The sequence below is a fragment of the Kitasatospora sp. NPDC059648 genome, from assembly GCF_042734825.1.
Classification (GTDB): Bacteria; Actinomycetota; Actinomycetes; order Streptomycetales; family Streptomycetaceae; genus Kitasatospora.
Genome location: NZ_JBHWDU010000034.1, coordinates 1 through 22,341, shown reverse-complemented (window position 1 = coordinate 22,341; position 22,341 = coordinate 1). Strand labels below are relative to the sequence as shown.

22 protein-coding genes, 1 tRNA gene and 3 pseudogenes are annotated in these 22,341 nt (G+C 69.3%); 15 read left to right on the top strand and 11 right to left on the bottom strand.

Features of this window, described 5'->3' with window-relative positions; genetic code table 11:
- The first annotated feature begins 74 nt into the window (after positions 1-74).
- The 3 genes from ACFV1W_RS21080 to ACFV1W_RS21070 all read left to right on the top strand — a co-directional run bounded on the left by ACFV1W_RS21080 (position 75) and on the right by ACFV1W_RS21070 (position 3,470).
- Positions 75-914 carry an oxidoreductase gene (locus ACFV1W_RS21080; RefSeq protein WP_380418663.1) on the top strand — a complete coding sequence of 280 codons (840 nt, stop codon included), beginning with the start codon at positions 75-77 and terminating at the stop codon, positions 912-914.
- 121 nt (positions 915-1,035) lie between these two features.
- Positions 1,036-2,211 (top strand): hypothetical protein, encoded by a 1,176-nt coding sequence (locus tag ACFV1W_RS21075; protein WP_380418661.1) that lies wholly within the window; start codon positions 1,036-1,038, stop codon positions 2,209-2,211.
- Between the two features lie 11 nt (positions 2,212-2,222).
- The gene (locus tag ACFV1W_RS21070; protein ID WP_380418659.1) at positions 2,223-3,470 is read left to right on the top strand and encodes an ATP-grasp domain-containing protein; all 1,248 of its coding nucleotides are present in this window, start codon (positions 2,223-2,225) and stop codon (positions 3,468-3,470) included.
- Here the strand turns inward: ACFV1W_RS21070 and ACFV1W_RS21065 are convergent.
- Positions 3,422-3,859, bottom strand: a pseudogene (locus ACFV1W_RS21065) (DUF6296 family protein); the annotation flags it as partial. The gene ACFV1W_RS21070 and the pseudogene ACFV1W_RS21065 overlap by 49 nt on opposite strands.
- Before the next feature lie 56 nt (positions 3,860-3,915).
- Positions 3,916-5,154 (bottom strand): hypothetical protein, encoded by a 1,239-nt coding sequence (locus tag ACFV1W_RS21060; RefSeq protein WP_380418657.1) that lies wholly within the window; start codon positions 5,152-5,154, stop codon positions 3,916-3,918.
- A gap of 331 nt (positions 5,155-5,485) precedes the next feature.
- Between ACFV1W_RS21060 and ACFV1W_RS21055 the strand changes: the two genes are divergently transcribed.
- On the top strand, positions 5,486-6,172 hold the full coding sequence (locus ACFV1W_RS21055) for an ABC transporter ATP-binding protein (protein ID WP_380418655.1): 687 nt from the start codon (positions 5,486-5,488) through the stop codon (positions 6,170-6,172).
- 268 nt (positions 6,173-6,440) lie between these two features.
- On the opposite strand, the gene ACFV1W_RS21050 is transcribed toward ACFV1W_RS21055, so the two are convergent.
- Entirely contained in the window at positions 6,441-7,259 is an 819-nt protein-coding gene (locus ACFV1W_RS21050; protein WP_380418653.1) for a MurR/RpiR family transcriptional regulator, read from the bottom strand.
- Between the two features lie 662 nt (positions 7,260-7,921).
- Here ACFV1W_RS21050 and ACFV1W_RS21045 point away from each other — a divergent pair.
- Positions 7,922-8,461: a GNAT family N-acetyltransferase gene (locus ACFV1W_RS21045; RefSeq protein ID WP_380418651.1), complete on the top strand. Its 540-nt coding sequence runs from the start codon at positions 7,922-7,924 to the stop codon at positions 8,459-8,461.
- A gap of 22 nt (positions 8,462-8,483) precedes the next feature.
- On the opposite strand, the pseudogene ACFV1W_RS21040 reads toward ACFV1W_RS21045, so the two are convergent.
- Positions 8,484-8,642, bottom strand: a pseudogene (locus ACFV1W_RS21040) (IS630 family transposase); the annotation flags it as partial.
- Positions 8,643-8,910: 268 nt separating this feature from the next.
- On the opposite strand from ACFV1W_RS21040, the gene ACFV1W_RS21035 reads away from it, so the two are divergent.
- The 5 genes from ACFV1W_RS21035 to ACFV1W_RS21015 all read left to right on the top strand — a co-directional run bounded on the left by ACFV1W_RS21035 (position 8,911) and on the right by ACFV1W_RS21015 (position 11,417).
- Complete coding sequence (locus tag ACFV1W_RS21035) at positions 8,911-9,393, top strand: hypothetical protein (protein WP_380418649.1); 483 nt, start codon at positions 8,911-8,913, stop codon at positions 9,391-9,393.
- Positions 9,390-9,761 (top strand): peptidase inhibitor family I36 protein, encoded by a 372-nt coding sequence (locus ACFV1W_RS21030; protein WP_380418647.1) that lies wholly within the window; start codon positions 9,390-9,392, stop codon positions 9,759-9,761. The genes ACFV1W_RS21035 and ACFV1W_RS21030 overlap by 4 nt, the downstream gene beginning before the upstream one ends.
- Before the next feature lie 195 nt (positions 9,762-9,956).
- Complete coding sequence (locus ACFV1W_RS21025; protein WP_380418645.1) at positions 9,957-10,118, top strand: hypothetical protein; 162 nt, start codon at positions 9,957-9,959, stop codon at positions 10,116-10,118.
- A gap of 364 nt (positions 10,119-10,482) precedes the next feature.
- Positions 10,483-10,601: transfer RNA gene (locus ACFV1W_RS21020), tRNA-Arg, on the top strand.
- Between the two features lie 162 nt (positions 10,602-10,763).
- Entirely contained in the window at positions 10,764-11,417 is a 654-nt protein-coding gene (locus ACFV1W_RS21015) for an FtsX-like permease family protein (RefSeq protein WP_380418643.1), read from the top strand.
- Between the two features lie 358 nt (positions 11,418-11,775).
- Here ACFV1W_RS21015 and ACFV1W_RS21010 read toward each other — a convergent pair whose 3' ends face one another.
- Positions 11,776-13,038, bottom strand: coding sequence for a beta-ketoacyl-[acyl-carrier-protein] synthase family protein (locus ACFV1W_RS21010; RefSeq protein WP_380418641.1), 1,263 nt, complete (start codon positions 13,036-13,038; stop codon positions 11,776-11,778).
- Between the two features lie 65 nt (positions 13,039-13,103).
- Here ACFV1W_RS21010 and ACFV1W_RS21005 point away from each other — a divergent pair, with 65 nt between their 5' ends.
- Positions 13,104-13,748: a TetR/AcrR family transcriptional regulator C-terminal domain-containing protein gene (locus ACFV1W_RS21005; protein WP_380418639.1), complete on the top strand. Its 645-nt coding sequence runs from the start codon at positions 13,104-13,106 to the stop codon at positions 13,746-13,748.
- 655 nt (positions 13,749-14,403) lie between these two features.
- Here the strand turns inward: ACFV1W_RS21005 and ACFV1W_RS21000 are convergent.
- Complete coding sequence (locus tag ACFV1W_RS21000; protein WP_380418637.1) at positions 14,404-14,727, bottom strand: hypothetical protein; 324 nt, start codon at positions 14,725-14,727, stop codon at positions 14,404-14,406.
- Positions 14,728-15,220: 493 nt separating this feature from the next.
- Positions 15,221-15,580 (bottom strand): hypothetical protein, encoded by a 360-nt coding sequence (locus tag ACFV1W_RS20995; protein WP_380418635.1) that lies wholly within the window; start codon positions 15,578-15,580, stop codon positions 15,221-15,223.
- 224 nt (positions 15,581-15,804) lie between these two features.
- Here ACFV1W_RS20995 and ACFV1W_RS20990 point away from each other — a divergent pair, with 224 nt between their 5' ends.
- Positions 15,805-16,227 carry a hypothetical protein gene (locus ACFV1W_RS20990; protein ID WP_380418633.1) on the top strand — a complete coding sequence of 141 codons (423 nt, stop codon included), beginning with the start codon at positions 15,805-15,807 and terminating at the stop codon, positions 16,225-16,227.
- A 147-nt stretch (positions 16,228-16,374) separates the two neighbouring features.
- Positions 16,375-16,932: an endonuclease domain-containing protein gene (locus tag ACFV1W_RS20985; protein ID WP_380418631.1), complete on the top strand. Its 558-nt coding sequence runs from the start codon at positions 16,375-16,377 to the stop codon at positions 16,930-16,932.
- A gap of 248 nt (positions 16,933-17,180) precedes the next feature.
- Here the strand turns inward: ACFV1W_RS20985 and ACFV1W_RS20980 are convergent, their stop codons facing one another.
- From ACFV1W_RS20980 to ACFV1W_RS20965, 4 genes and pseudogenes are all read right to left on the bottom strand, one after another.
- Positions 17,181-17,555, bottom strand: coding sequence for a hypothetical protein (locus tag ACFV1W_RS20980; RefSeq protein WP_380418629.1), 375 nt, complete (start codon positions 17,553-17,555; stop codon positions 17,181-17,183).
- Between the two features lie 170 nt (positions 17,556-17,725).
- A complete protein-coding gene (locus ACFV1W_RS20975) occupies positions 17,726-18,301 on the bottom strand; it encodes a hypothetical protein (protein WP_380418627.1) in 576 nt (191 codons plus the stop codon).
- Between the two features lie 775 nt (positions 18,302-19,076).
- Positions 19,077-19,352 (bottom strand): annotated as a pseudogene (locus tag ACFV1W_RS20970) (GNAT family N-acetyltransferase); the annotation flags it as partial.
- A gap of 81 nt (positions 19,353-19,433) precedes the next feature.
- Complete coding sequence (locus ACFV1W_RS20965) at positions 19,434-19,595, bottom strand: hypothetical protein (protein WP_167346444.1); 162 nt, start codon at positions 19,593-19,595, stop codon at positions 19,434-19,436.
- Positions 19,596-19,880: 285 nt separating this feature from the next.
- On the opposite strand from ACFV1W_RS20965, the gene ACFV1W_RS20960 reads away from it, so the two are divergent.
- A complete protein-coding gene (locus tag ACFV1W_RS20960) occupies positions 19,881-20,294 on the top strand; it encodes an SgcJ/EcaC family oxidoreductase (protein ID WP_380418625.1) in 414 nt (137 codons plus the stop codon).
- Positions 20,295-20,656: 362 nt separating this feature from the next.
- Positions 20,657-21,781 carry an IS4 family transposase gene (locus ACFV1W_RS20955; RefSeq protein WP_380418623.1) on the top strand — a complete coding sequence of 375 codons (1,125 nt, stop codon included), beginning with the start codon at positions 20,657-20,659 and terminating at the stop codon, positions 21,779-21,781.
- The last annotated feature ends 560 nt before the right edge of the window (positions 21,782-22,341 follow it).

Here is a 22,341-nt window from a genome sequence, read left to right as displayed (position 1 = left end):
CTGATGCGAGACCGATGCACCGCACATGACAGTGGTGACCGATGGGTCTCACGACAGAGCACAAGGGGCTTGACATGACTCGCACGTGGTTGATCACCGGCGCGTCCCGGGGCTTCGGGCGGTGCCTGGCCGGAGCGGTTCTGGAGAGCGGGGACCAGGTCCTGGCGACGGCTCGGCGGCCGGAGCAACTGGCGGACCTGGTCTCCCGCTACGGGGCGCGGGTCCGCACCACGGCCTTGGACGTGACCGATGCGGCTGCGGCCCGTGCCGCGGTGGACGGCGCGGTCGCGGCGTTCGGGCGGCTCGACGTGGTGGTGAACAACGCCGGATACGCCAACAGCGGCCCGATCGAGGAGATGACGGACAAGGACTTCCGCGAGCAGTTCGAGGCGAACTTCTTCGGGGTCGTCAACGTCACCCGGGCCGCATTGCCGGTGCTGCGCGAGCAGCGGTCGGGAGTGTTCGTGCAGTTCTCGTCCCTGGGTGGCCGGGTCGGCGGCACCCCGGGCATGGGTGCTTACCAGAGCGCGAAGTTCGCCGTCGAGGGCTTCTCCGAGGTACTGGCCGGCGAGGTCGCAACGTTCGGGGTGAAGGTGGTCATCGTCGAGCCCGGAGCCTTCCGGACGGACTGGCAGGGCTCGTCCATGGAGCTGCACCCGGTGGGGCCCGACTACGAGGAGACCGTCGGCGCCATGAACCGGTACCGGCGGGAGAACAACGGCACGCAGCCCGGCGACCCGGCCCGCGCCGCCCGAGTGATCATCGACGTCATCGGCCACGACGACCCGCCACGCCGGCTGCTGCTCGGCGCCCAGGCCGTGACCGCCGCCCTGGCCGCCGGTGCGGCGCGAGCGGAGGAGACCCGGAAGTGGGCCGGGGCGAGCGCCGCCGCCGACTTCCCGGCGGAGCAGTGAGCCACCGGTGCCCGCGCGGCCTCGGCGCCGCCGGTACGGGCCCCGGCAGGCAGCCGGGCCTCCGAGCCACACCAACCCCAGTGCCACTACGGCCGGTCGCGGCGACCGGCAAGGAGCAGACGTGAACAGCAGCCAGCTTTTCGAGGGTGTCGCACACCCCCGGCCGCACACCTCTCCCGCACCCGGTCGCTCGGGCTCGCCGCTGCGTGAATACGTCCTGCGCAGCCTCCCCTCCGCCCTCAGCGACCTTTCGGCAGAGCATCTGACGTACCAACAGCTCGCCGACTCCCAGGAGCAGATGCTCCGGATGGTGACTCCGCAGTGCCTCGCCGAGGACGACGAGCGGACCGCGCGCCTCCTCCAGCTCGATCTGCTCTTCCTGCTCAGCGGTTACGCGCCCGCGGGGCCGCAGGCCGCGCCCCGCGCCTTGGCCGAGCTGATATCCGCCCAGTGCGCCAGGTTCCCCACGCTGGATCCCCATCTGAGCTATGAACTCCTGATCGACGTCAACTGCGAGGAGTACCGGCGCAGCGGGGACATCCGGGTGTTCTCCGCAGGCCGGGACGCCGCTTTCGAACGGGACTTCTACCTCGGCCACCACGTCTCCGAACCGTGGGCCAAATCGGCCGCCTACGGCCTGCGCTCGCTGGTCCTGCCGGCGGCCGCCGCCCGACCGGCCGCGGTCCTGGACGACGTCGTCGAACACCTTGCGGAGTTCACGCGGCACATGGCCAGGTACCGCAGGCTGTCGCAGGAGGCGTTCAACCGGTTCCGCCCCTACCACATGGGCCATCCCGGCGGCCCGCGCGGCGCGAGCGGTGCGTTCATGCCCAGTGTCCACCTCCTCGAACTGGCGCTGCTGCCGCCGTCGAAGGGATACGGCATCTTCCTGGACCAGTCGATGTCCTACTTCCCCTCGTGGTCCCGGCCCGTCATCGCGCGGTGGCGCGGCGACTCCATCCGCGGGGCGAACGTGTCCCAGCGGCTGCGGGACGGACGGCTGGTGCTCGACCGCGCGGGCCGCGACCGGTTGGTCAGGGTGATCGACAAGTTCGTGGACTTCCGGATGGCGCACCTGGGCGTCACCCGGCACGCGCTCCCCGAGGCGTTCCGGGAGCGGACCGGGCTGACCCGTCGCGACATCCGCGAGCAGGGCGGCGAACACGACGTCCTGGACGGCCGGGACCCCGGCACGTCGGGGTTCAGCGTCCGGCACGTGCTCACCAATGCGGTGTACCGGCTCCTCGCGCTCCGCGCCGATCTCACCCGCCCCGGCTCCGCCCCGGTCAACCAGTAGGCAGGCAACCGATGTCAGCATTCCGTGTCGCGGTCGTCGACGCGTTCGGCACGTCCTTCGGGTTCACCGGCGCGTTCGACGCGGTGGGCGGCGAGGTGATCCAGGTCCGGAGCACGCCCGTCCCTCCGGTAGGAGTCGATCCGGTGGACGACCGGGCCTTCGGTCATGCGCTGGTCCACGACGGCGAGTTGGACGTCCTGACCGCACAGCTCTCAGAGCTGGGGCCGGTCGCGGTCCTGGCCGGCCGCGAGACCGGGGTGGAGCTCGCCGACGCCCTCTCCGAGCGGCTGGGACTGGCCTCCAACGGCACGGCCCTGAGCAGCGCGCGGCGCGACAAGTACGTGCAGATCGAAACGATCAAGGCTCAGGGCGTCCCCGGCATGCGGCAGCTGCGAACCGGTGACGAAGCCGCACTGCTGGCCTGGCACGAGAAAGTCGGCGGCACCGTGGTCGTCAAGCCCCTGCGCGGCTACTGGGGTGACGGCGTGTCGTTCTGCGACCTGCCGCAGGACTCGGCCGCCGCGCTGCGCAGGCTGCTCGGCCGCCGTGCGGTGCTGGGCGAGCCGATCACCGAGGTCGTCGCCCAGGAGTACCTGGTGGGCGCCGAGTACATCGTGAACACGGTCAGTTGCGCGGGTGTGCACCAGCTGACCGACGCATGGCGCACCGAGCGGATCGAGGCCAACGGGGTGCGGGACCTGGTGACCGCCCAGGTGCTGCTGCGCTCCGACGAACAGCCGGTCGGCGAGCTCTTCGACTACGGCCGCCGGGTGCTGGACGCCCTCGGCATCCGGTACGGCGCGGCGCACCTGGAGATCAAGCTGACCCCGGACGGCCCACGGCTGGTCGAGGTGGGCGCCCGCGTTTCGGGGCTGCCCTACTACACGGCCGAGGCCGTGGGCGAGGGCCAGCTGGAGTGGAGCGTCGACGCCTACGTCCGGCCCGAGCGGTTCCGCGCCCGGGCGGGCCGGCCCTACCGGCGGCGGCACGCGTTCGCCTGGGCGGCACTGGTCGCTCCGGCTTCGGGACGGCTGCGGGGCTACCGCGCGCTGGACCGGCTCAAGCAGCTGGCGAGCTTCCACTCCCTCACCGTGCAGGTGAGGCCGGGCGACGCGATCACCGCGACGACCTACGATCGCGAATACCCGGCTACCCTGACGCTCAGCCACCCGGTGGATGCCGTCCTGCAGCGCGACCTCAACACGGTGCGCTACCTGGACGGCCCCGGGATGTACGAGATCACCCCGGCGGCCGAGTGACGGGTTCGCCGTCCCAGATCGCCATCACCCCGACGGCCGGCCCGAAGGCCCGGTGTCCGCCCGGCAACGCCCGACCACGACCACCGGGAGACGGCCGCGGTGCTGTCCGAGCGGCCCGGTCCGGTGGCGCGGACACCGTCGCGGCGCGTCGTCACCGGATTCGGTCGTGGTTGGCCGTCCCGGCTCCTCCGAGGCGAGTTCCTGGCAGGCCCGGCCACGCGGGCCCGGTGTGTTGTCGGGTGGCCTCTTGGCCAGGGCAGGGGCTGGGCGTGCAGGCAGGTGTGCTGGCCGGGGCCCGCAGGGGTGGCGAGCGGGCGGGCGATGTCGTCCGCGATGTCGACGCGGAAGATGCCGGCGGCGTCGGCGAACACCGGCCGGCCGTCTCGGGTGGTCTCGCTCGTCGATCAGGCCGACACGTCGCCGCCGCTGTCACGCACCAGGTCGTTTAGGCGCAGCCGGGCACGGTGCTGGGGTTACCGCAGTTGTTGGGCTGGTTGAAGACGACGGGACTGACGTTCAGTGTCACCGTGCCGCTGGCCCTGAAGATGCCGCCAGCATCCGCGCCCGTTCCCAGCGCCTGGTTCCTGGTCACCGGGCTACGGGTGAGAGTCGTGTTGCCGGAGGCCGTGTTGACGATGCCGCCACCGCGGGAGTTCGTACCGTTGGTGGTGTTGCCGAGGACCGGGCTGTCGGTGAGCCGCACCGTGCCGGTCAAGTTGTAGATGCCGCCGCCCTGCGCATTGCTACCAGTGGCGGTGTTGCCGGTGACCGTGCTTGTCTGCAGCGTGAGGGTGCCGGCTTGTGCGATGCCGCCGCCCAGCGCATTGCTACCGGTGACGTCGTTGCCGGAGACTACGCTGCTGGATAGCGTCACCGTCGTGCCGACCGCGGCGGCGATCCCGCCGGCCAGGGTTCTTGCGTGGTTGCCGGTGATCGTGCTTGTGCTGACGGCCGCCGTGCCGGAGCCTCCGAACGGGCTGACGAACAGGGCCCCGCCGGCCGCCGCGGTGTTGTTGCGGAGCACGCTCCCCTTGACGGTCAACGTGCCATTGTCGTTGTCGACGGCCCCGCCAAAGGTGTCGGCGGTGTTGGTGGCGAGGATGGTGTTGTTCAGCATCAGTTCGGGCCCGCCGCCGCTGAGCCAGATGGCACCGCCCCGACCGTTGCCGAGGCTGCTGGACGCGTGACCGTTGCTCAGGGTCAGGCTGTTGAGAGTGAGGTTCCCATTGGAGCCGCTGACTTGGAAGAAGCGGAAATTGGCCGCGCTTGCCGCTCGGGTGATGGTGTCGCCGCTTCCGTTGATCGTAACGGTGCTCGTGATGACCGGCAGTCCGTTGTCGTCGTTCGGCGGTGTGGCGTCAGTGAGGGTGTAGGTGCAACCCGGCCTGAGGTTGACCGTGCCGCCCACCGTCGCGACGGCACCGATCGCGGCTTGCAGGTCGCTCTCGCTGCAGCTGGCCACGTTCACGATCGGCCCCTGGGTGGTGGCGCGATCGGTTCTTCTGGCCTCGGCGGAGGGCATGCCGGGCACCGGGTTGATGGGCCCCGTAGCCGACTGCGAAACGCCGAGTACGTCCGGGTCCGAGGCGGCCGCTTGTGCGGTAGCGGGTGGCGTAATGACGCCAAAAGCGACGAGGGTGAGTCCCATGTGAATGGGGGCTCTGCGAGAGATGCTCAGTCGCATCGGGGCTCCTTCGGGTGGATCGCGAGTGTCGTTCCAGTGAGTGATACCGGAACACAGAAATGATCCATGTCGTGTCAGCCGACGAAATGAACCGGGACGCTCTGATGTCACCCGGTTGGGGGCGTGCTCTGAGGTATTGCGCAGGGCGGCGGTTTGACCGACGCGGAGAGAGAGCGCGGGAGCGGGTCCGGCGACGGGCCGTGGAACGCTTCGAGACGTGGACAGGAACACGGACGTCGCGGCGGCGCTGCGGGTGAGCGTGCACTCGGTGGAGCGCCGGCGCCGGCAGTGACGCGGGGGGCGAGGATCTCCACCAGAGCCGGTCGCTGCGGTGACGGAAGACCTGCGGCAGAAGGTGAGGCGGCTGGTGGAGCAGGGCTCGCTGGAGGTCGACGGGTCCGGGAGCCGGTTCGGCGTGGTGCTCCAGGACTCCCACGACCACGCCCAGCTCACCGTCAGCGAGGTCCTGAACCACTTCGCCTCCTTCTACGCGGACGCCCGCGACCCGGACGAACTCGCCGCCGCTGTGGGCCTGGCCGAGAAGCGGAACAGCCGTGCCGCCCACCTGTCCGGCGGGCAGCGGCGTCGGCTGGACGTGGCGCTCGGCCTGGTCGGCCGTCCCGAGCTGCTGTTCCTGGACGAGCCCACGACCGGCTTCGACCCCGTAGTCCGGTCCCGGCTCTGGGAGTTGATCGAGCGGCTGCGGACGGAGGGGACCACCGTCGTCCTCACCACGCACTACCTGGACGAGGTCGAACGGCTGGCGGACCGGGTAGGCGTGCTCTGCAAGGGCCAGATCATCGACGTGGACACCCCCGCCCACCTGGGCGGACGACACGTGGCCAAGGCGGTCGTGGGCTGGCGGGACACCGAGGGACAGCACTGGACCGAGACCTCGGATGCCACCCGGACCGTGATCGAGCTGGCCGGCCACTACTCCGGTCACATCCCGAACCTGACGGTCAGCCAGACTTCACTGGAGGACACCTACCTGCAGATGATCGGAGAGAGCGCGTGACCGCCACCACGTCCATGCCAGTCGAGCGTCACCGACATCGTCCCGGCCGTCGGCCGCGCGCTGCGCCGGGGCAAGGCGTCCTGGGTCATCACCCGCGTCGGCCGAGTGGTCGCCGGGCCCCGGGGCTGCGACAGCGGGGATGGCTCCCCGGCCGGCATACGCAGCTCGGCCCAGGTGCCCGGCCGGAGGACCGTCGTCCTCCGGCCGGGCACCCGCATGGTTCTCCGGCCCGGCCGCCGCCGGGTACCGAGGCCGCCGGCGGTCCCGGTCACGCGTCGCGTCGCAGGGCGGCCGCGAGGGCGTCGAGTTCGGTGAGCCGTGCCGCGGTGTCGAGGCGGGAGGCGGTCGCGACGAGGAGGAGCTCGGTCACGGCGATCTGGTGGGTGAGGGGGGCGATCGGTCCCGCGGCTTCGTGGGGCAGGGGGATGAGGACCTGGGCGTGGTCGGCCAGGGGTGACCTCCAGGCGTCGGTGACGAGCAGCAGGCGCGCGCCGTGTTCGCGGGCCGTGCGGACGTAGGCGGAGGTGGGAGCCGAGTAGCGCTTGAAGTCGTAGGCGACGACGAGGTCTTGGGGCGTGATGTCGAGCAGGGACCGGGCCCGTTCGTGTTCGGGCGCGGGCACCAGCCGCACGTGCGGGCGCAGCGCGCCCAACTGGCGAACCAGGTAGTCGGCGGCCAGTTCGCTGAGCGGGCCGCCCAGCGCCCAGACCGAGCGGGCCGCCGCGAGGGCGTCGGCCGCCGAGTCCAGCAGGGGGGTGTTCACGGCCGCGAGCGCGCCGGCCAGGCCGTCCTGCAGTTCGCGTGCGGCGCTGCCGGGGTCGGGCGTCTGCGCGGCGAACGCGCGCAGCCTCGACCGGTCCTGGGCGTCGGCGCGGACGCCGGCCTGGAAGTCGGTGAAGGAGTCGAAGCCGAGCCGGTCGATCAGGCGGGAGGCGGTCGGCGGGCTCACCCGGGCGCGGTCGGCGAGCGTGCGCAGGGATTCCAGCGCGGCGAACGGATAGTCGTCCAGGATCACCCGGGCGACCGCGCGCTCACCCCGCGGAAGCCCGGAGTAGGCGGCTTCGAGTCGGGACACCACGGATTCCACGACTCGAATGTTACATCAAAACGTCATTGACAGGGTTGATGTAACGAACGTTACGTTCTTGCCATGCTCCTCCCGCGCCTGACCGCCCGCGGCACGGGCCTGACCGCCGACGCACTCGCCAAAGCGCGGGCGCTCCGCCGCACGCCCCTCGGGCGCGCACCGTGCCGGTGCGGGGCAAGCCCGACAAGGAGGGGGCTTCGTCACGGCGGAGGTCACCCCGCAGTCCGCCGGTTACCGCGAGACCGCGTACTGGCAACCCGACCTCGGCCGACCTACCTGCCCGGCGCCGAGCAGGCCCGGCCCGGCCGGTCGTGCGTCGCAGGTTCTGACGGCCCGCCCGGGCCCCAGGGCGTGCTACCGCTGCGCGCGGCCCAGCCGGAGGTCACCGAGCTGGGCTGCGTCGGTCTGTCGACAGTGCGCCCGCTGTCCACCACCGGCCTCGGCCAGGGTGGCGCCATGACGACGAAGAAGACCGCAGCGCCCTGAGGCAGCACCAGGACTCGGGACATCGCGGTAGCGCACCCGTGCTGTGACCGCGAAGGTTCGCCGGGTCAGTGGCCGCCTCGCTGCCCTGGGGGCGTGTTGAGTCCCGTCTGCTGGGCGGTAGCAGCCCCGAGGAAAGCGGATTGCCTTGGGACCGCGGCCCACGTTGGCTTGGCAACATGACTGAATTGCGTACCGATCGCCTCATCCTCCGTCGATGGCAGGACTCTGACCTTGAACCGTGGGCGGCGATGAATGCCGACCCCGAGGTCCGGCAGCACTTGGGTGACCTGCTGACCCGTGAACAGAGCGATGCCTCCGTGGCACGGTTCCAGACCGAGTTCGACGAGCGAGGCTACGGGTGGTGGGCGATCGAAGTACTGGCCACGGGCGAGTTCATCGGCTTCGCCGGCCTGGACCGGGTGGATGACGGCATGCCGTTCACGGGGGTGGAGATCGGTTGGAGGCTCGCTCGTTCAGCCTGGGGCCAGGGCTACGCTACCGAGGCCGCCGTGGCGGGTCTGGCCTTCGGCCTTGAGGCCCTTGGACTCCCCGAAATCCTGGCCGTAACGACAGCCACCAACCTCCGCTCCCAGGCGGTCATGCGCCGGATCGGCATGACCCGGGACCCCGCTGACGACTTCGACGACCCAGCCGCGCCCGAGGGGCCACTGCGTCGGAATGTGCTGTACCGGATCGCCCGGGGTACGAACGTGTGACGCTCCGCGCTCGGTCGCCTGATCACGCGGCGAGGGCGGGTCTGCCGGCCCAGCGGAGGCCCTTCTCGCTGCGGACGCGGGCGCGTTCCCGGCGCTGGGCGGCCAGCACGTCGGGGTGGCGGGCGTTGGTGTTGCGCCGGCGCAGGTAGCGGTGCAGTTCGCGGGTCCGGACCGTATGTGAGCCTTCCCCCGGAACACGTCAACTCTGGGGAGGGCACTGACCACCGGAGGAGGAAATGACCACCCGTTCAGGGCACGGCAACCTTGGTTGCACCGACTGGCCGATCAGTCGCACGAGACGATGTCGCCGTGCGTGAGACCAGCAGCTGGGCAACCAGGATCGTTAGGGCGATGGAGTGAAGGGCACTGCCCCGGGACGGAAGCCGAGCCGATCGGTACCGCGCTCCGGGCCGCGGGCCGCAGCACGGCCAGCCTGCGCGCTTCTCGCCGTGACTGCGGTGCTTGCTGGTTGCAGCCCTGCGCCAGCCCGTCCGAGCACAGAGGAGATCATCGCCGCGGCGACCGCAGAGCTGACTGACTCCTGCCTACGACACCAGGGGCTTACCGCTCCCCGGCCGGGGCAGTCGCTGTCGGCCGGCGACCAGCAGCGGGTCACGGACGCGCTGTTCGGCACCGGGCCGGCGCAGCTGTCCCTGACCCTGCCGACCGGCTACGTCGTCCAGGCCCACACCGACGGATGTCTGGCCGAGGCACAGCGCTGGCTGTACGGCGACCAAGCCGCCTGGTTTCGCACTTCGGTGGTCGTCAACAACCTCCAGCCGGAGGCCGACCATACGCACCGCACGCTCGCGCAGGTCCGTGCCCAACACCGGGCGGAGCTTGCCGACTGGCAGCGGCTGCAGACTCACGCCCTGACCGAAGCCACCGCCCTACTCAGCAACGAACCGACCCCAGGAGATCCACACCGATGAGGCGCTTCACCATCCTTCTCACCACCACCGTGCTGTCCTTCGGTGCGGCCATCGGCACGGCCAGCCCGGCCTCGGCCGTTCCCTGTGGGCGTGGGAACTTTTGCGTGTGGACGGAGGCGAACTTCACGGGCCTGAAGATCGAGCACAGCGGTGACGACCACTGGTGGGAGGGCGACATGTTCAAGCACGACTCCTCCTGGGCCAACCACGGCATTTCGGGCCCTGGCGTCAAGGACCACGTGAAGGTGTACGAGGGGCGGGAACTGACCGGCCGCGTCACCATCTGCCTCGCCCCCGGGCAGGAGGTCGCCTACAACAAGAGCGCGAACGACCAGGGCGGCTCTCACACCTGGACCATGAACTGTTGAAAGTCCGATCGTCATGATTCGGTGATGGGCTGACGCGGCTGCCGACCCAAGGCGACAGCCGCTGCCGTCCCCGCCTACGACGCGGCGCCGGCGGCGAGCTGGTCAGCGGTGAGATCGGCTCGGACAGCTGGTAGCGGGACCAACCGGTCAAGGGCCGGCACCCCATGACGGAAGGGGGAGTGGTCATTCGCAGGGATGGTCGGCGCTCACGGTGAGGCCGCCGTCCGGCTGCGGCTGGGCGCGCAGGTGGCCGCCGACGGACTGGGCGCGTTCGCGCATGCCGATGATGCCGTCGCCGGGGTGGTGCAGGCGGGGCCGTCGTTGGTGACGGTGATCCGGAGCCTGCTGCCGGTGTAAGCGAGGCGGACGTCTGCTTGCCCGGTGGCGGCGTGTTCGGTGACGTTCTGTATCGACTGGGCCGGTGGGCGTTCCGGCGCCGCCCGCACCGGCCTGGGCGACGACCCCGCGTTCCGCCCCGGTAGGTGGCTGCGCAAGCAGGCGGGGCCCGCACCGACGGAAAGCTGACCGAGCAGCAGACCGCCCTCATGAACGCCCTGCAGACCGCCTGAACCCGGCCGGGAGCGGGGGCGGCGACCGCACGTGGGCACCACCGCAGGTACGCCCGCGGCTACCACCGTAGGCACTGGATAAAGGCTCGCTGCGCAGAGGGCGCTCCTCTATCGTGAGCCGGAGCGGGAGGGCGCGCATTCTCGCAGGCTGCGGTGCCGTGGCAGAGCGGCCCATTGCGATCGCCGTGGGCGAGGTCCCGCTCACGGCGACTGACGGAGACGGGGCGGGCCTGCCCCCATCTGTCCGCGGGTTCAAATCCCGTCGGCACCGCAGCCGACCTGCGAGCTTGTCCAGCGCACGCCCTGCGGCGCCGTTCCGGGTCCACAGAAGTTGAGCCGGAGCCGGGATCCGACAGCCGTTGTTCAACACTTCGGAAGGCACCCGAACCGGACCACGTTCGATGTCCGTGGAACGAACAGCACCCGGCCGCCGGTGGCGGCTGCGGGTGTCTGCGCCGCACGGTCGTCGCCCGGCGGCTTCGGGATCGACGCGCGGACGCTGGAGAAACTGGCGGCCGTGCCCGGGGGCCGGGCCACCCCGTTCACCTCGATGAACATCCGGAGCGGCACCGCGAAGGGGGACCGGATCGACTCGTTAGTGAACCAGGCGCTGGCCGGCTCCGGCGCACCCGTCGTGACCTACGACGCCTGTCTGAAGGCCCAGCGCGCGCACGCCGCAGAACAGACGGACAACGCCGCGGTGATCATCCTGGGGATCGCGCTGGCCTACGCGCTGATCGCGGTCGCCAACACCCTGATCACGGCGATGGCCGGGCGGCGGCGGGAGTTCGCCCTGCTCGGGCTGGCCGGTGCGGTGCGCAGGCAGATCGGGATGGTGGCCGCGGCCGAGTCGGCCATCGCGGTGGTCGTCGGCACTGTGCTCGCCGCCGTGGCGACCGGCCTCGCCGCGGTGACCCAGCACGTCTCGCTGAGCAGGCTCGTGACCGGCGCACCGACGGTGATCCCGTGGACCCAGATCGCGGGAACCATCGCGCTCTGCGCCCTCGTCACCGTGGTCACCGCGTCACAAGCGACCGGACGGGCAACCCGCCAGCGGGCGATCGAAGCCGCAGGCATCCGCGAATAGGACATGGTCGGCCGGCACCACGTGCGAACCGCTGGCTCGGTCCCAGATCTCGCCAGCGGCTGTCGCCAGCCGCTGGCGCTGTCGAAGCCGGTGAACAGGAGGCCTGGGAACAGGGTCGGTGACCGCCCGGCGGCGGAACACCGCGCTGCTGCCGTGCTGGACGGGCCGGCTCCTCGCCGGCGGCGGTCCGGCGGCACCGCGGCCAAGTGAGGTCTCCCGCGCAGCTCGCGGCTGCAGCGGCCGGGGGGTGCCGGTCGGAGGTCGGTCGGCGGCAGGCTTCTCGGCCCTGTTCTCCCGAAGCCATTTCGCCGTGCCGCCGTGCCGCCGTCTCGCCGGTTCTACGGTGCGTTCGCGTCGGTCATGGCGTCATCGAGGCCGTACGGGACGCGTGGTTCCGCGTGCAGGTGACGATGAGCGAAACGTTCTGCCCGCCGAAGCCGAAGGAGTTGCTGAGCACGGCCTCCTGGGGGACGTCTCGTCGCTCTGCGACGACATCGAGATCGATGTCGGGACCGACGCCGGCCTCGGTGAGGTTGCGGGTCGGTGGGATGACACCGTGCTCCACACTGAGGACGGCGATGAGTGCTTCGATCGCGCCGGCTGCGCCGAAGAGATGACCGAGCGCGGCCTTGGGGGCTGTCACGGTGGCGTGGCCGAAGACCTCCCTGATCGCGCGAGCCTCGGCGACGTCGCCGACCGGAGTTCCCGTGGCGTGGGCATTGATGTGGCTGATCCGCTCGGGAGCCAAACCGGCTTGCGCGAGGGCCTTGCGCATGGCGGAGATCTGACCGGAGCCGTCGGGAGCGGGCGCCGTGATGTGGTGGGCGTCGGCGGCGATGCCGGCGCCCGCGAGCACCGCGTGGACGCGCGCGCCTCGGGCGCTGGCATGCTCGGCGCTTTCGAGCACCATGACAGCGGCGCCTTCGCTGAGGACGAATCCGCTGCGGTCCGCGGCGAACGGCCGTGACGCTGAGGCGGGTTCGGCGGTGTGCCTCGACAGTGCCTGCGCCTGGGCGAAGCTGGCGACGGTGATCGGGGTGGTCGCGGCCTCGGCCCCGCCCGCGATGACCACGTCCGCCTCGCCGGCACGGATGAGCCTGGCCCCCAAAGCGATCGCCTCGGCACCGGAGGAGCACGCCGAGACGGGCGTGTAGGCCCCGGCCCGTGCGCCGTATTCGATGCTGATCAGCGCTGCCGCCGCATTGGGCATGAGCATCGGGACCGTGCGTGGCGAGACGCGCCGGGTCCCGGCCGCTTCCAGCACGTCGTCCTCCTTCAGCAGCGTCCCTATCCCGCCGATGCCCGTGCCGATCGCCGAGGCGAGCCGGTCAGGGTCCACCTCTGGGGCGCCGGCGTCGGCCCAGGCTTCGGCCGCCGCGATGAGGGCCGCCTGCTGCGAGCGGTCGAGCCGCCTGGCCTGTACCGGCAGCAGCAACTCGGCGGGGTCGATCGCCATCGTCCCCGCGACGGTGTCGGGAAGACGGACGTCCTCGTGGCCGCGCAGAACGTCCCCGCGGATGCCCGACTCGCCGGCAAGCAGGGCCTCCCAGGTGGACGCCACGTCTGCTCCGAGTGGTGTGATCGCGCCGAGTCCGGTCACGACGACTTCAGTCCGATGCATGCCCCTCAACCTTTCTTGTATGCGATACAAGCGAACGCCCCTGTTGTATCACATACAATTTCGCTGTGGAGAAGAAGCGAACCGAAGATCGATCAACGTCGGCTCGGTCGCGTGACCGCGGTCGCGCGACGAGGCGTCGGCTGATCGAGGCAACTGCACGGCTCTGCAAGGAACGGCCCGGCGCTGAAGTGAGCGTCGCGGAGATCGCGAACGCGGCAGGCGTCTTCCCCAATCAGGTCACCTACCACTTCGGCTCCAAGGACTCACTCCTCGTGCACGCCGCCTTTCTCGGCTTGCTGCACGACGCCCGACGGATTGAACGCATCGGTCGCCAAGCCCCCGATGCGGCGACATTTCGGCGCAACATCGCCCGCGCCGTACTGGCCATGCCCTCGCTCCCGTCAGTCACGCGAGCGCTTGCCGCCGGGATCTCCAAGCCCGAACTCGCCTCCGTGGTCGACCAGCACCTCCAGTTGCTGTTCCGGCAATCCGAGCGCTTCATGAGCCAGCTCGTCGACAGTCGCGGCTGGAGGACCGGTCGACCGCTCAACGTGGAAGCCAGGACGTTCTGGAGCACCGCGCTCGGCGCAGTACTGCTCGTCCGCGCCGGGGCACATGGCACCGCCGACGACCTCGACCTCGCCGGAGCACTGACCATCCACGACGAAACCGATCCCGGCTGCGTAGCCAGTACCAGGCGCTCGACGTAGGAGTCCTTGCTCTCGCGGTGGAACGGAGCGACGGTCCGGGGCAGGGGCCGCAGCCGCGACGGGGGCAGGGCCGCCGTCGTGCCGCGTCGTCCTCGGCGCCGTCCGCTCCCGGAGTGGGCGGCTCGGACCGGGTGTTGTGGTCGACGGGGATGCTGTCCAGCAGGCGGCGCGTCACCTGCTCGCTGGCTGCCGTCGGCGATCGCGCTGATCGCTGCCGCGCGAAGCAGGTGGAGTGCTTGAGGCGGCGGCGGGACGAGCGTCCTTCGGCCGTAGCTGATGGTCCGTCACTAGACCTCGACCAACGTGAGGGCCCTATGGTCAGCGGCCATGGCATCACTTGGCACCACGAAGTCCGTTGTCTCCTCCTCCTCTCGGTCAGCTCTTCCCCGGTCGTATCTGTTCTGGCTCGCGGGGACCCGGGCTCTCATCCGAGGCCTCCTGCGCCCACCTGTGCGCAGCCGCACCCGTCCCGGCCTCCTCCGGGCGTACCGACCGCCACCGGCTCAACCGTGGCGCGTCGCCCGGCTCACCCTCGAAGGACTCAAGACGAGGGACATGTTCAGGTGCCTCAAGCGCTTCGTCGCGTGCGAGGTCTACCACCACCTGACCAGCGCATTCGGCGGCACACCCGGGCCTTCCCCTACGGCTTGACGATCTATAGAGGCTTCAGAGTGAAGCTAGGACAGGATCGGTCCTTTGCTGCAGACGCAATTGTTTCGTACGAGTACCCATCTCGACAGAGCGCCTGCACAATGGTCTCGACCTCGACGGCGGTCCCGAGGACGCCGCTGGATTTCGATTCCTTGAATTTTGCAAGTGCCTCGCCGGGGGTGTAGCCGAACATCTCCCTGAGGTGTCGAAGCGCTGCAGCAATACCGTCTCGACCTCCGGTCAGCCGTATGCCGAACCCTCCAAACTTCTCCAGAAGGCCTCGCCTGAGATCGTCCGGCCCTGGCCCGGGCCCGTATTCATCGCTCACCAGGCCGCAATTCTGGCATTCCCATTCGATAAACCAGCCGATTTCCTCATGGCTGAGTCGCTGGCCTCGCCAGCCGGTCGTCGCATGTCCGCACCTGGTGCAGATCTGTCGATAGTCGAGGGCATATGCAGTCACATTTCACCCCTTCCTGAATCTAGTGACGAACCCGGGCTTCGGTAACTGCGGCAGGGACTGACTCATGGGGGTATCTTCTCCCGAGGGGCCGGCGGCCCGGCAACACCCGCAGGCCAGTGAGACGAGAGACTCCTGTCGGACGAGATCTTCCCGACATCGCCCAATCAGTAGCCAGTCGATTAACCCAAGCCTCTCGGTGCCAACGGAGAGGCGCACGGCTCGCATGTCTGATCGTCGCGCTCTTTGCCTGACTACACCCCGCATGTGCGAAGAAAAGTGACGGCCTGGGGAGGATTGCACCGCAAAGCGTGCGGCCAGAATCACCGGCCGCACGCTTCGCGCATGTGCATTCCATAAGTCAGGAGGAAGCGTTCTCGCGTTCGTCGTCCAGCCCTGCGGGTCGGACGCGGAGTCTTCTGCAAACGACGAAACCGGTGGTCTTCCCGTCGGACACGGTGAGGTTCGTGTAGCCGAGACTGTACCTTTGCGGAAGATCCAAGAAGTCATCGACCTCGACCGGATCGCCTGAATTTGTGATGTGCAGCTCGCGGTAACTAGAGCGAACCTTCATTCCGAGAACATCGTCAAAGATAACGTCCACGGGGTCCGTGCGGGGCTCCGGCGCGCTTCGCATGACTAGCTTGCGGTGCGATACCTGATAGGACTGCACGTAGAACCGGCGCCCAAAATGAATGGGCTCAAATTCTTCCTGGCTCATTTTCTCTCAATCCCGCTCGACTACTTGAAGGGATCACTTGCGGGCGCCGTCCCGTCGTAGGCGTGAACGTTACTGACAGCCAGGTTGTAGGCGGCCTGGAGCGTTGTCCAGTGGCGAACGCCGGTGATGCGGACGGTCGGGCCGTCGGAGGTGCGAAGGGTACGGCGGGGGCGAGGCGGGTATTCCCCGCGGGGGAGCGTGGAGTCCGGTGAACGGGGGGCGGGATGGACGCGGGAGGTTCCGGCCGACGAATCGGCCCGCAGGAGGTCTGGACAGGACTGGCCTCGATCGTGCTGCTGGTCGGCGGGCTGGCGGTGTTAGCCCTGTGCTCGCCGCCCGGCGAGTACAGCTGTGACAACTCCAACTACCCGACCACCGGGTGCACGCGCATCCGGCACGAGCCGGCCCCGACGGGCTCGACCGTCCGGTGCCCGACCGACTGGTGGGAGTACCGCAGCCTCGGCCGGGAGGCCGCAGCGGGCTGCGCGATGACCCGGCCGAGTCCGCTGCCGTGCCCGACCACGCCGGACACCTACTGGGTGGCGAAGGGCGAGGACGCGCTTCCGCCGGGCTGCTCCTACCCGCGGACGGCGGTGACGTCGCCGTCCGCGTCGCCGCCGTCGCGCTCGTCGCCCGGCTCGCCGTGACCTGCCGGCCAGGCCTTGGCACAGGCTGTAACGCGGTCAAGGACGCTGCCGGCGCCGTCCTCCAGGAACCCGGCGCGGGCGCCGGCAGCGACTGCCGTCACGGTGGCGCCCGCCGGCCGAAGGGCGCTGGAGGTGGCATGGATACGGATGTCGTTGGAGGCCAAGGCGGCGTTCCCGGCGGAGCACCCGCGGTGCGGGTTGTGCGCGAGGCCGTCGGTGCAGGTCGGCCACGACCACTTCCCGTACGAGGTGCGCGGCGCGCTGGGCCGGCAGTGCAACTCCCGGCTCGGCTCGCTGGAGGCGGCGCTGCGCCTGCCCGCGGGCAGGCCCCTGCCCCGGGTCGGGCCGACCGCAGAACACCAGCTCGAACAGGCCGCGCTGGGCAACGGGCTCGTGGAGCTTGCCTACCTGCATCGGCTTCCCGACCTGCTGGTGCGCCACCGCTCCGCCTCAGCCTCTGCTGCACGCAGCAGAGGCCGCCTACCGTGCGACGTGGCGCAACGCGACGGGCACCGAGGTCCAAGACGATCTCACCGACGCATGTGCTCGCTGGCTGCTACGAGGCGACGCCCTGGTTCAGCGGGCCTACCGCGGAACCGCCGACCACTTGGCCAGGATCCCGAACCGGGACTGGAAGTGGGGCACGGCAACGGCTCGGCAGCGACTCGTCCACCGTCTCGGTATCATCAGCCGGATGACCGCTGACGGCAGTGAGCTCAGGAGTCTGGGGCAACTTGCCGCGGCCATCCGGCAGGGCATGCTCACCCGATGGCCCGCGCTTGAACCGCTGCCCCTGCAACGGCCGTAGGGGAGCGCTTCACCCCGCAACCGGTCGGCGATGACCTCAGGCCACAGGTCTTGACAATTTCTCGCGTTGGACCCCAGTTCTCGGAGATGCCGGCAACAGCCGAACGTGCTCACCAGTACCGAGGCCGTCGATGACGCCCTTGGCATCACCACCGGGCTGTGCCGGGCAGGGAAGGGCTCCTTGGGGGCCGGGTGGCCGCCTGCGGTGGAGCTGAGACCGCATCCTGAGCCGGGCACTGCCAGTCGGCCGCGTCGATCGTATGGCCTGCCAAATCGGCGAGGTGGAAGCACTGGCCGTTGGCCCACACAGTCACCGAATCCGGCCGATGCACGACCTGGAATGGCTCATCCCCACGCTGCGTCCCCGACCAGGAACTATCCGCCGCCGGTGAGTGGGTGACAACGACGCAGGTCTGCTGCCGCTGGATCTGGTAGGTGTCCGCCCAGGGCTCCAGGGTCAGCTCCAGCGGTACTTCACCGTCGTTCGTGACCAGCAACCGCGCGGTTCCCCCGGCGAACATCCAGCACTTCTCCTTACCTCTGTGGGCAATCTTTCAGGGCGAGCACCGTCCACAGCTGCACCTGGCCTGATCCTCGCACGCGAGATCAGGTTCGCCAGCGCCGTCCCCTTTCAGAGGCACCGCAGACCCCCCAAATGAGATGACTTCCAACTCCCGGCCGGGGACGCGCCCTACACGACGTACGCAGCCTCCGGCTCCGCGCCCGGGCAGCAGACGGTGTCCTCGTCGGCGATCTCCTTGAGGCAGCCCCCGCAGAGCCACGCGGTCTCGGGCTCCACGGGCCCGGTCGCGGAGACGTGGTTGTCACGCACCGTCAGCTGCCAGGTGTCCCAGGACTCCTCGCCCTGAGCGTCGATCACGCCGTCGAGCACGTGGTCGAAGGTGAAGGTCTCGAACCCGGGCTTGCCTTGGGCGTGGGCGGCGGGCTTCAGGAAGTGGTCGACCAGGTAGGCCATCCACTCGGGCGAGTCGTAGAACTTCTCCTGCCCGTTCCATGCGATCGCGGCCCCGTCCTCCGTGGGCTCCCACTTGCACCACAGGCCCGGCTGGCCCGCCGGGGGCGTGTTGTAGTCGCGGATGTCCGCATCGTGGCCCTGTCCCGCGAAGCCGGTGCCGTCGACGTAGTAGGGGCCGTTGTCACGGTCCATGCGCCGGGTGTCGGCGAACTTCCGCAGGTAGGCGATCTCCTGCTCGTTGAGCGGCGGCTCGACGGCGATCCGACCGGTGAATGTCGTGGTGTAGCCCATGCTCGGCATCGTAGCCACGCCGTCCGACACGTCGGACCGCCCGGCCAGGCCGGGGCCGTCGGCGCGACCTTGGTGAACCTTCTCGGCCACAGCACTGGTTGGAGGTCCGCCGAACGTCTCCGCCGGTCAAGGTCATTGCCGATGACCGTGACCGGTTGCTCCAGAAGGAGGCTGGACTGGTCGACCATCCCGGCAGCCGAGGCCTCGGCCGGCACGGACCCGAGCCCCGCCCTTCGGCCGTCGTGCCCGGCGCCGTCACCGTCCAGCCCCGATGCGTGACCTCCCACGCCACCACGACCAGCGGTCAGGCAGCGTGCAGGACGCGCTTGCGTAGGGCGACCTCGTCGACGCCCAGAACGCGCGGCACCGCGTGCACCCGATCCGGCAGAGCGCGAAACGCGTTTTCGCTTGTCGCCGACAGTGGGCGCCCAGGAGGGCGCCGCGTCCTTCGCGGAGGACCGAGTCGGGCGGGGGCGCTCCGTCGGGCGGGAACGTTCTTGACGCGGTAGTGGAACCATGGGGGTGTGGTGACCTTGCGATAAGGATCCCCGGGTCACGCTTGTTGGAACTGTCCCGTCTCAGATGATCTGGCCTGCGGGCGGGGCCGTGACCTGCGGCGACCAGGCCAATTGAGACACCAGGCGGCCGAGAATCTCAGGCGACCTGGTCTCGGAAAGTTGGATGCCGAGCGCCGTCTCAGTTGATCTAGGGCGTGTATCGAAAGCACGGGCAGGTCGGGCGGGGTGATGTCCCGGTCCGGCCCGTCCGCTCTCTGCTAAAGGTCGAGCTGATACTGGTGTGTCGTGTGCGTGGGTGTGTAGCCGAGACTGTCGTGGACCCGTCGCATGTGCGCGTTGCTGTCAGCGGTGTCGGTCAGGAGGTCACCGAGGTCCGGATAGTCCCTGTGGGCCTGTCGGATCGACTCGGCCTTCATCCATCGGCCGAGGCCGTGACCTCGGTGCTCGGGCAGCAGCACCCCCGTGCCGTAGTGCTGGCCGTCACCTGTGCCGTTGCCGGGGATGACGAGTTCGGTGAAGGCGGCGATCGAGCCGCAGAGTTGAGCTCGGCCGCCTCTTGACTGACCCCTGAACTGACGGCGAAACGCCGCGGCTTGCCGGGGCGTTTCCTCAGTTCAGCGCAAGCCGTCTGTGTCGTCGTGCTCTTCGCCGACTGGGAGTGGCCGACGGTCCTCCACCGGGTCATCGCTGTAGATGACCGCGGAGACCGCGCTGTCGTAGGCATCGTCGAGGCCGTTACCGCTTGCGCCGAGTATGTTCTCCCAATCAATTCCCATACCTACGAGCCTACCCGTAGCGTTCGAGGAACCGAGCGATGTGGGCGTTGAGCTCGTCCGCCTGGGCAAAGATCGCAGCTTCCTCTCCTGGAAGGTGGGCGGCGCGGCCAGCCTCGTCATCGGGCTAGGACTTGTCCGGCCGATCAAATAGTGTCTCGTACCCGGCTCGTTGCCCTGGGCTCAAATTCCCCGGGCAGCTTGTGCCGGAATCGCGCCAAATGTCCGGTCAGCCTCACATCGCCATGTGATCACACGCTTGACCTCAAGCGCGCTTGAGGTGTGACGATGATCCACATGACCACGGAATCCACATCCCACGCGGCAGACGTCGAAGCGATCAACCAGCTCGTCGCGACCGTCGAGCACTCCCAGCAGAACAAGGACCCCGAAGAGTTCCTCAGCCTCTTCCACCCGGACGCGATCTGGACGACGGCTCACGGCAAGGTCCTCATCGGCCTCGACGCGATCTCGGAGTTCACCCGCAAGGTCCTCCCCGCGGCAAGCTGGGACGGCAAGGTCACCTACGAGGTGGTCCACGCGCTCTTCATCCGCCCCGACGTCGCGGCAGTCAAGGTCCGTCAGCGTTACCTGGCCCCGGGCGAGGAGAGCGAGGGCGCCCCGCTGTACGTGATCTCGAAGCAAGCCGACGGCCGCTGGCTGCTGACCGCCTGCCAGAACACGGGGGTCGTCGCCGACTAGGGTCTGCTGCGAAAGTGGATCAAGGTTGTAGATGATCCCCGGTTGCGGAACTTAGCGATCTGACGAACGACCAGCAGGCCCGGCTTCTTGCCCGTCGGCAACAGCGCCTCAAGCCGGTCCCACTGGTCATTCGTCAGATCGCTACGTCCCACGGCCCGGTCATCCACAACCTTGATCCACTTTCGCAACAGGCCCTAGTCTCAACGCCGTGTAGATAGCGCCTCGGGCGGCTTCGTCAAGTGGACTGAAATGGGACGGAGCTCCCTGCTAGAACGGGGATCTGCCGTCGCGGGTGGTGGTGTATCTGTTGCTGGCCCGGGTGCCTGTTCCCCGGGCTGGGCTGGCGGCAGGTGTGGCAACGGATGACCGCCGGCCTGGACGGCCTGCCGGTCGCGGACCCGACCGGCGGTGCTCTGGCGCAGGCCCGCAAGCGCGTGGGCGCCGAGCCGCTACGCTGGCTGTTCGACCTGCTACGCGGCCCGGCCGCCGGAATCCGGACCACCGGGGCGTGGTGGCGGGGGCTTATGGTCTGCGCGATCGACGGCACGACGATCGCGGTGCCCGACAGCCCGGCGAACCTGACCGAGTACACCAAACACCGCTGCAACAACGGCGGTGCGGGGTATCCGGCGCTGCGGCTGCTGGTGCTGGTGTCCTGCGGCACCCGCACCGTCCTGGACGCGGTGTTCGGACCAACAGCCGACGGCGAGACCACCTACGCACCACGCCTGCTCCGCAGCCTGCGCGAGGGCATGATCGTGCTGCTGGACCGCAACTTCGCCGCGCAGACCCTGGTGACCACCATCGCCGCGACCGGCGCGCAGGTGCTGGTTCGGGTGAAGAGCGGCCGCCACCTGCCCGTCCTTCGGCGCAACCGTGACGGCTCCTACCTGTCCAGGCTCGGGACCGTCGCGGTTCGGGTCATCGACTGCGAGATCACCATCGCCACGGCCGCCGGCCACCGCACCGGCCTCTACCGACTGGTGACCACCCTGACCGACCACCAGTCCCACCCCGCCGCCGAGTTGGTCCGGCTCTACCACGAGCGGTGGGAGCTCGAGACCGCCTATCCGGAGATCAAGTCCACGATCCTGGGCAGCCGCGTCCTGCGAGCCCGCACCCCGGACGGCCTCGACCAGGAGATCCACGCGCTGCTGGTCGCCTACCAGGTCCTACGCCTGGCCATGGCCGACGCCACCGGCACGCGCCCGGAGACCGACCCGGACCGGGCCAGCTTCACCATCGCCCTGAACACTGCCCGCGACCTGGTCATCCAGGCCGCGGGCGTCATCGCGGGCACCGTGATCGACCTCGTCGGCACCATCGGCCGACGAGTCCTGGCCGACCTCATGCCCAACCGGCGCATCCGCACCCGGCTTCGCGTCGTCAAACGCGCGATCTCCAAGTACAACGCCAAAGGCACCGTCGACCGGACCAGCTACACGGCCACCATCAGCATCGACATCCTGACCACACCAGACCCGTAACGGACCCTCGCAGCCGCTATCTACACGGCATTGGATCTAGTCCGGTGACGCCGTTTCGAACGTCATGCGAATGACCGGCGCCGAGGTACGGGGAAGACGAGGGCGACTACTACTGCTTTCAAGCGGCTCATGTGGAGCCCGAGGAAGCTTGGATCTTAGAGTTGAGCGAGGCCCGTACAGCACCCGCAACCTGGGCGGGGACACCCCCATCAGGACGCCGTCATGCCCGGCATCGTCGCGCTCACCGTTGTCGCCCACGACCCGGACGTAGAGAAGCCACCCTATGTGTATTGAGGCGATTCGTCACTCGGGTGACCGAGGAGTTGGATAGCCAGGGCGTTCGAGCGGCCGGTTAGGGGGCGGAGACGAAGCCCCGCCGCTTTCGTAGGCGACGAACGAACGTGGCAGCAGCACCATCGGGCCCAGGCCCCGTGAGACGACAAGCGCATCGAGCCAGCTCATCTGAGTGGACGTTAAGTCCTGTTTCTCTTGTTTCGTGATCGCTCGTACGTGTGAACGTTGGCCGTACTGGCGTGCTGGCCGGGGTTCGGGTGATGTTC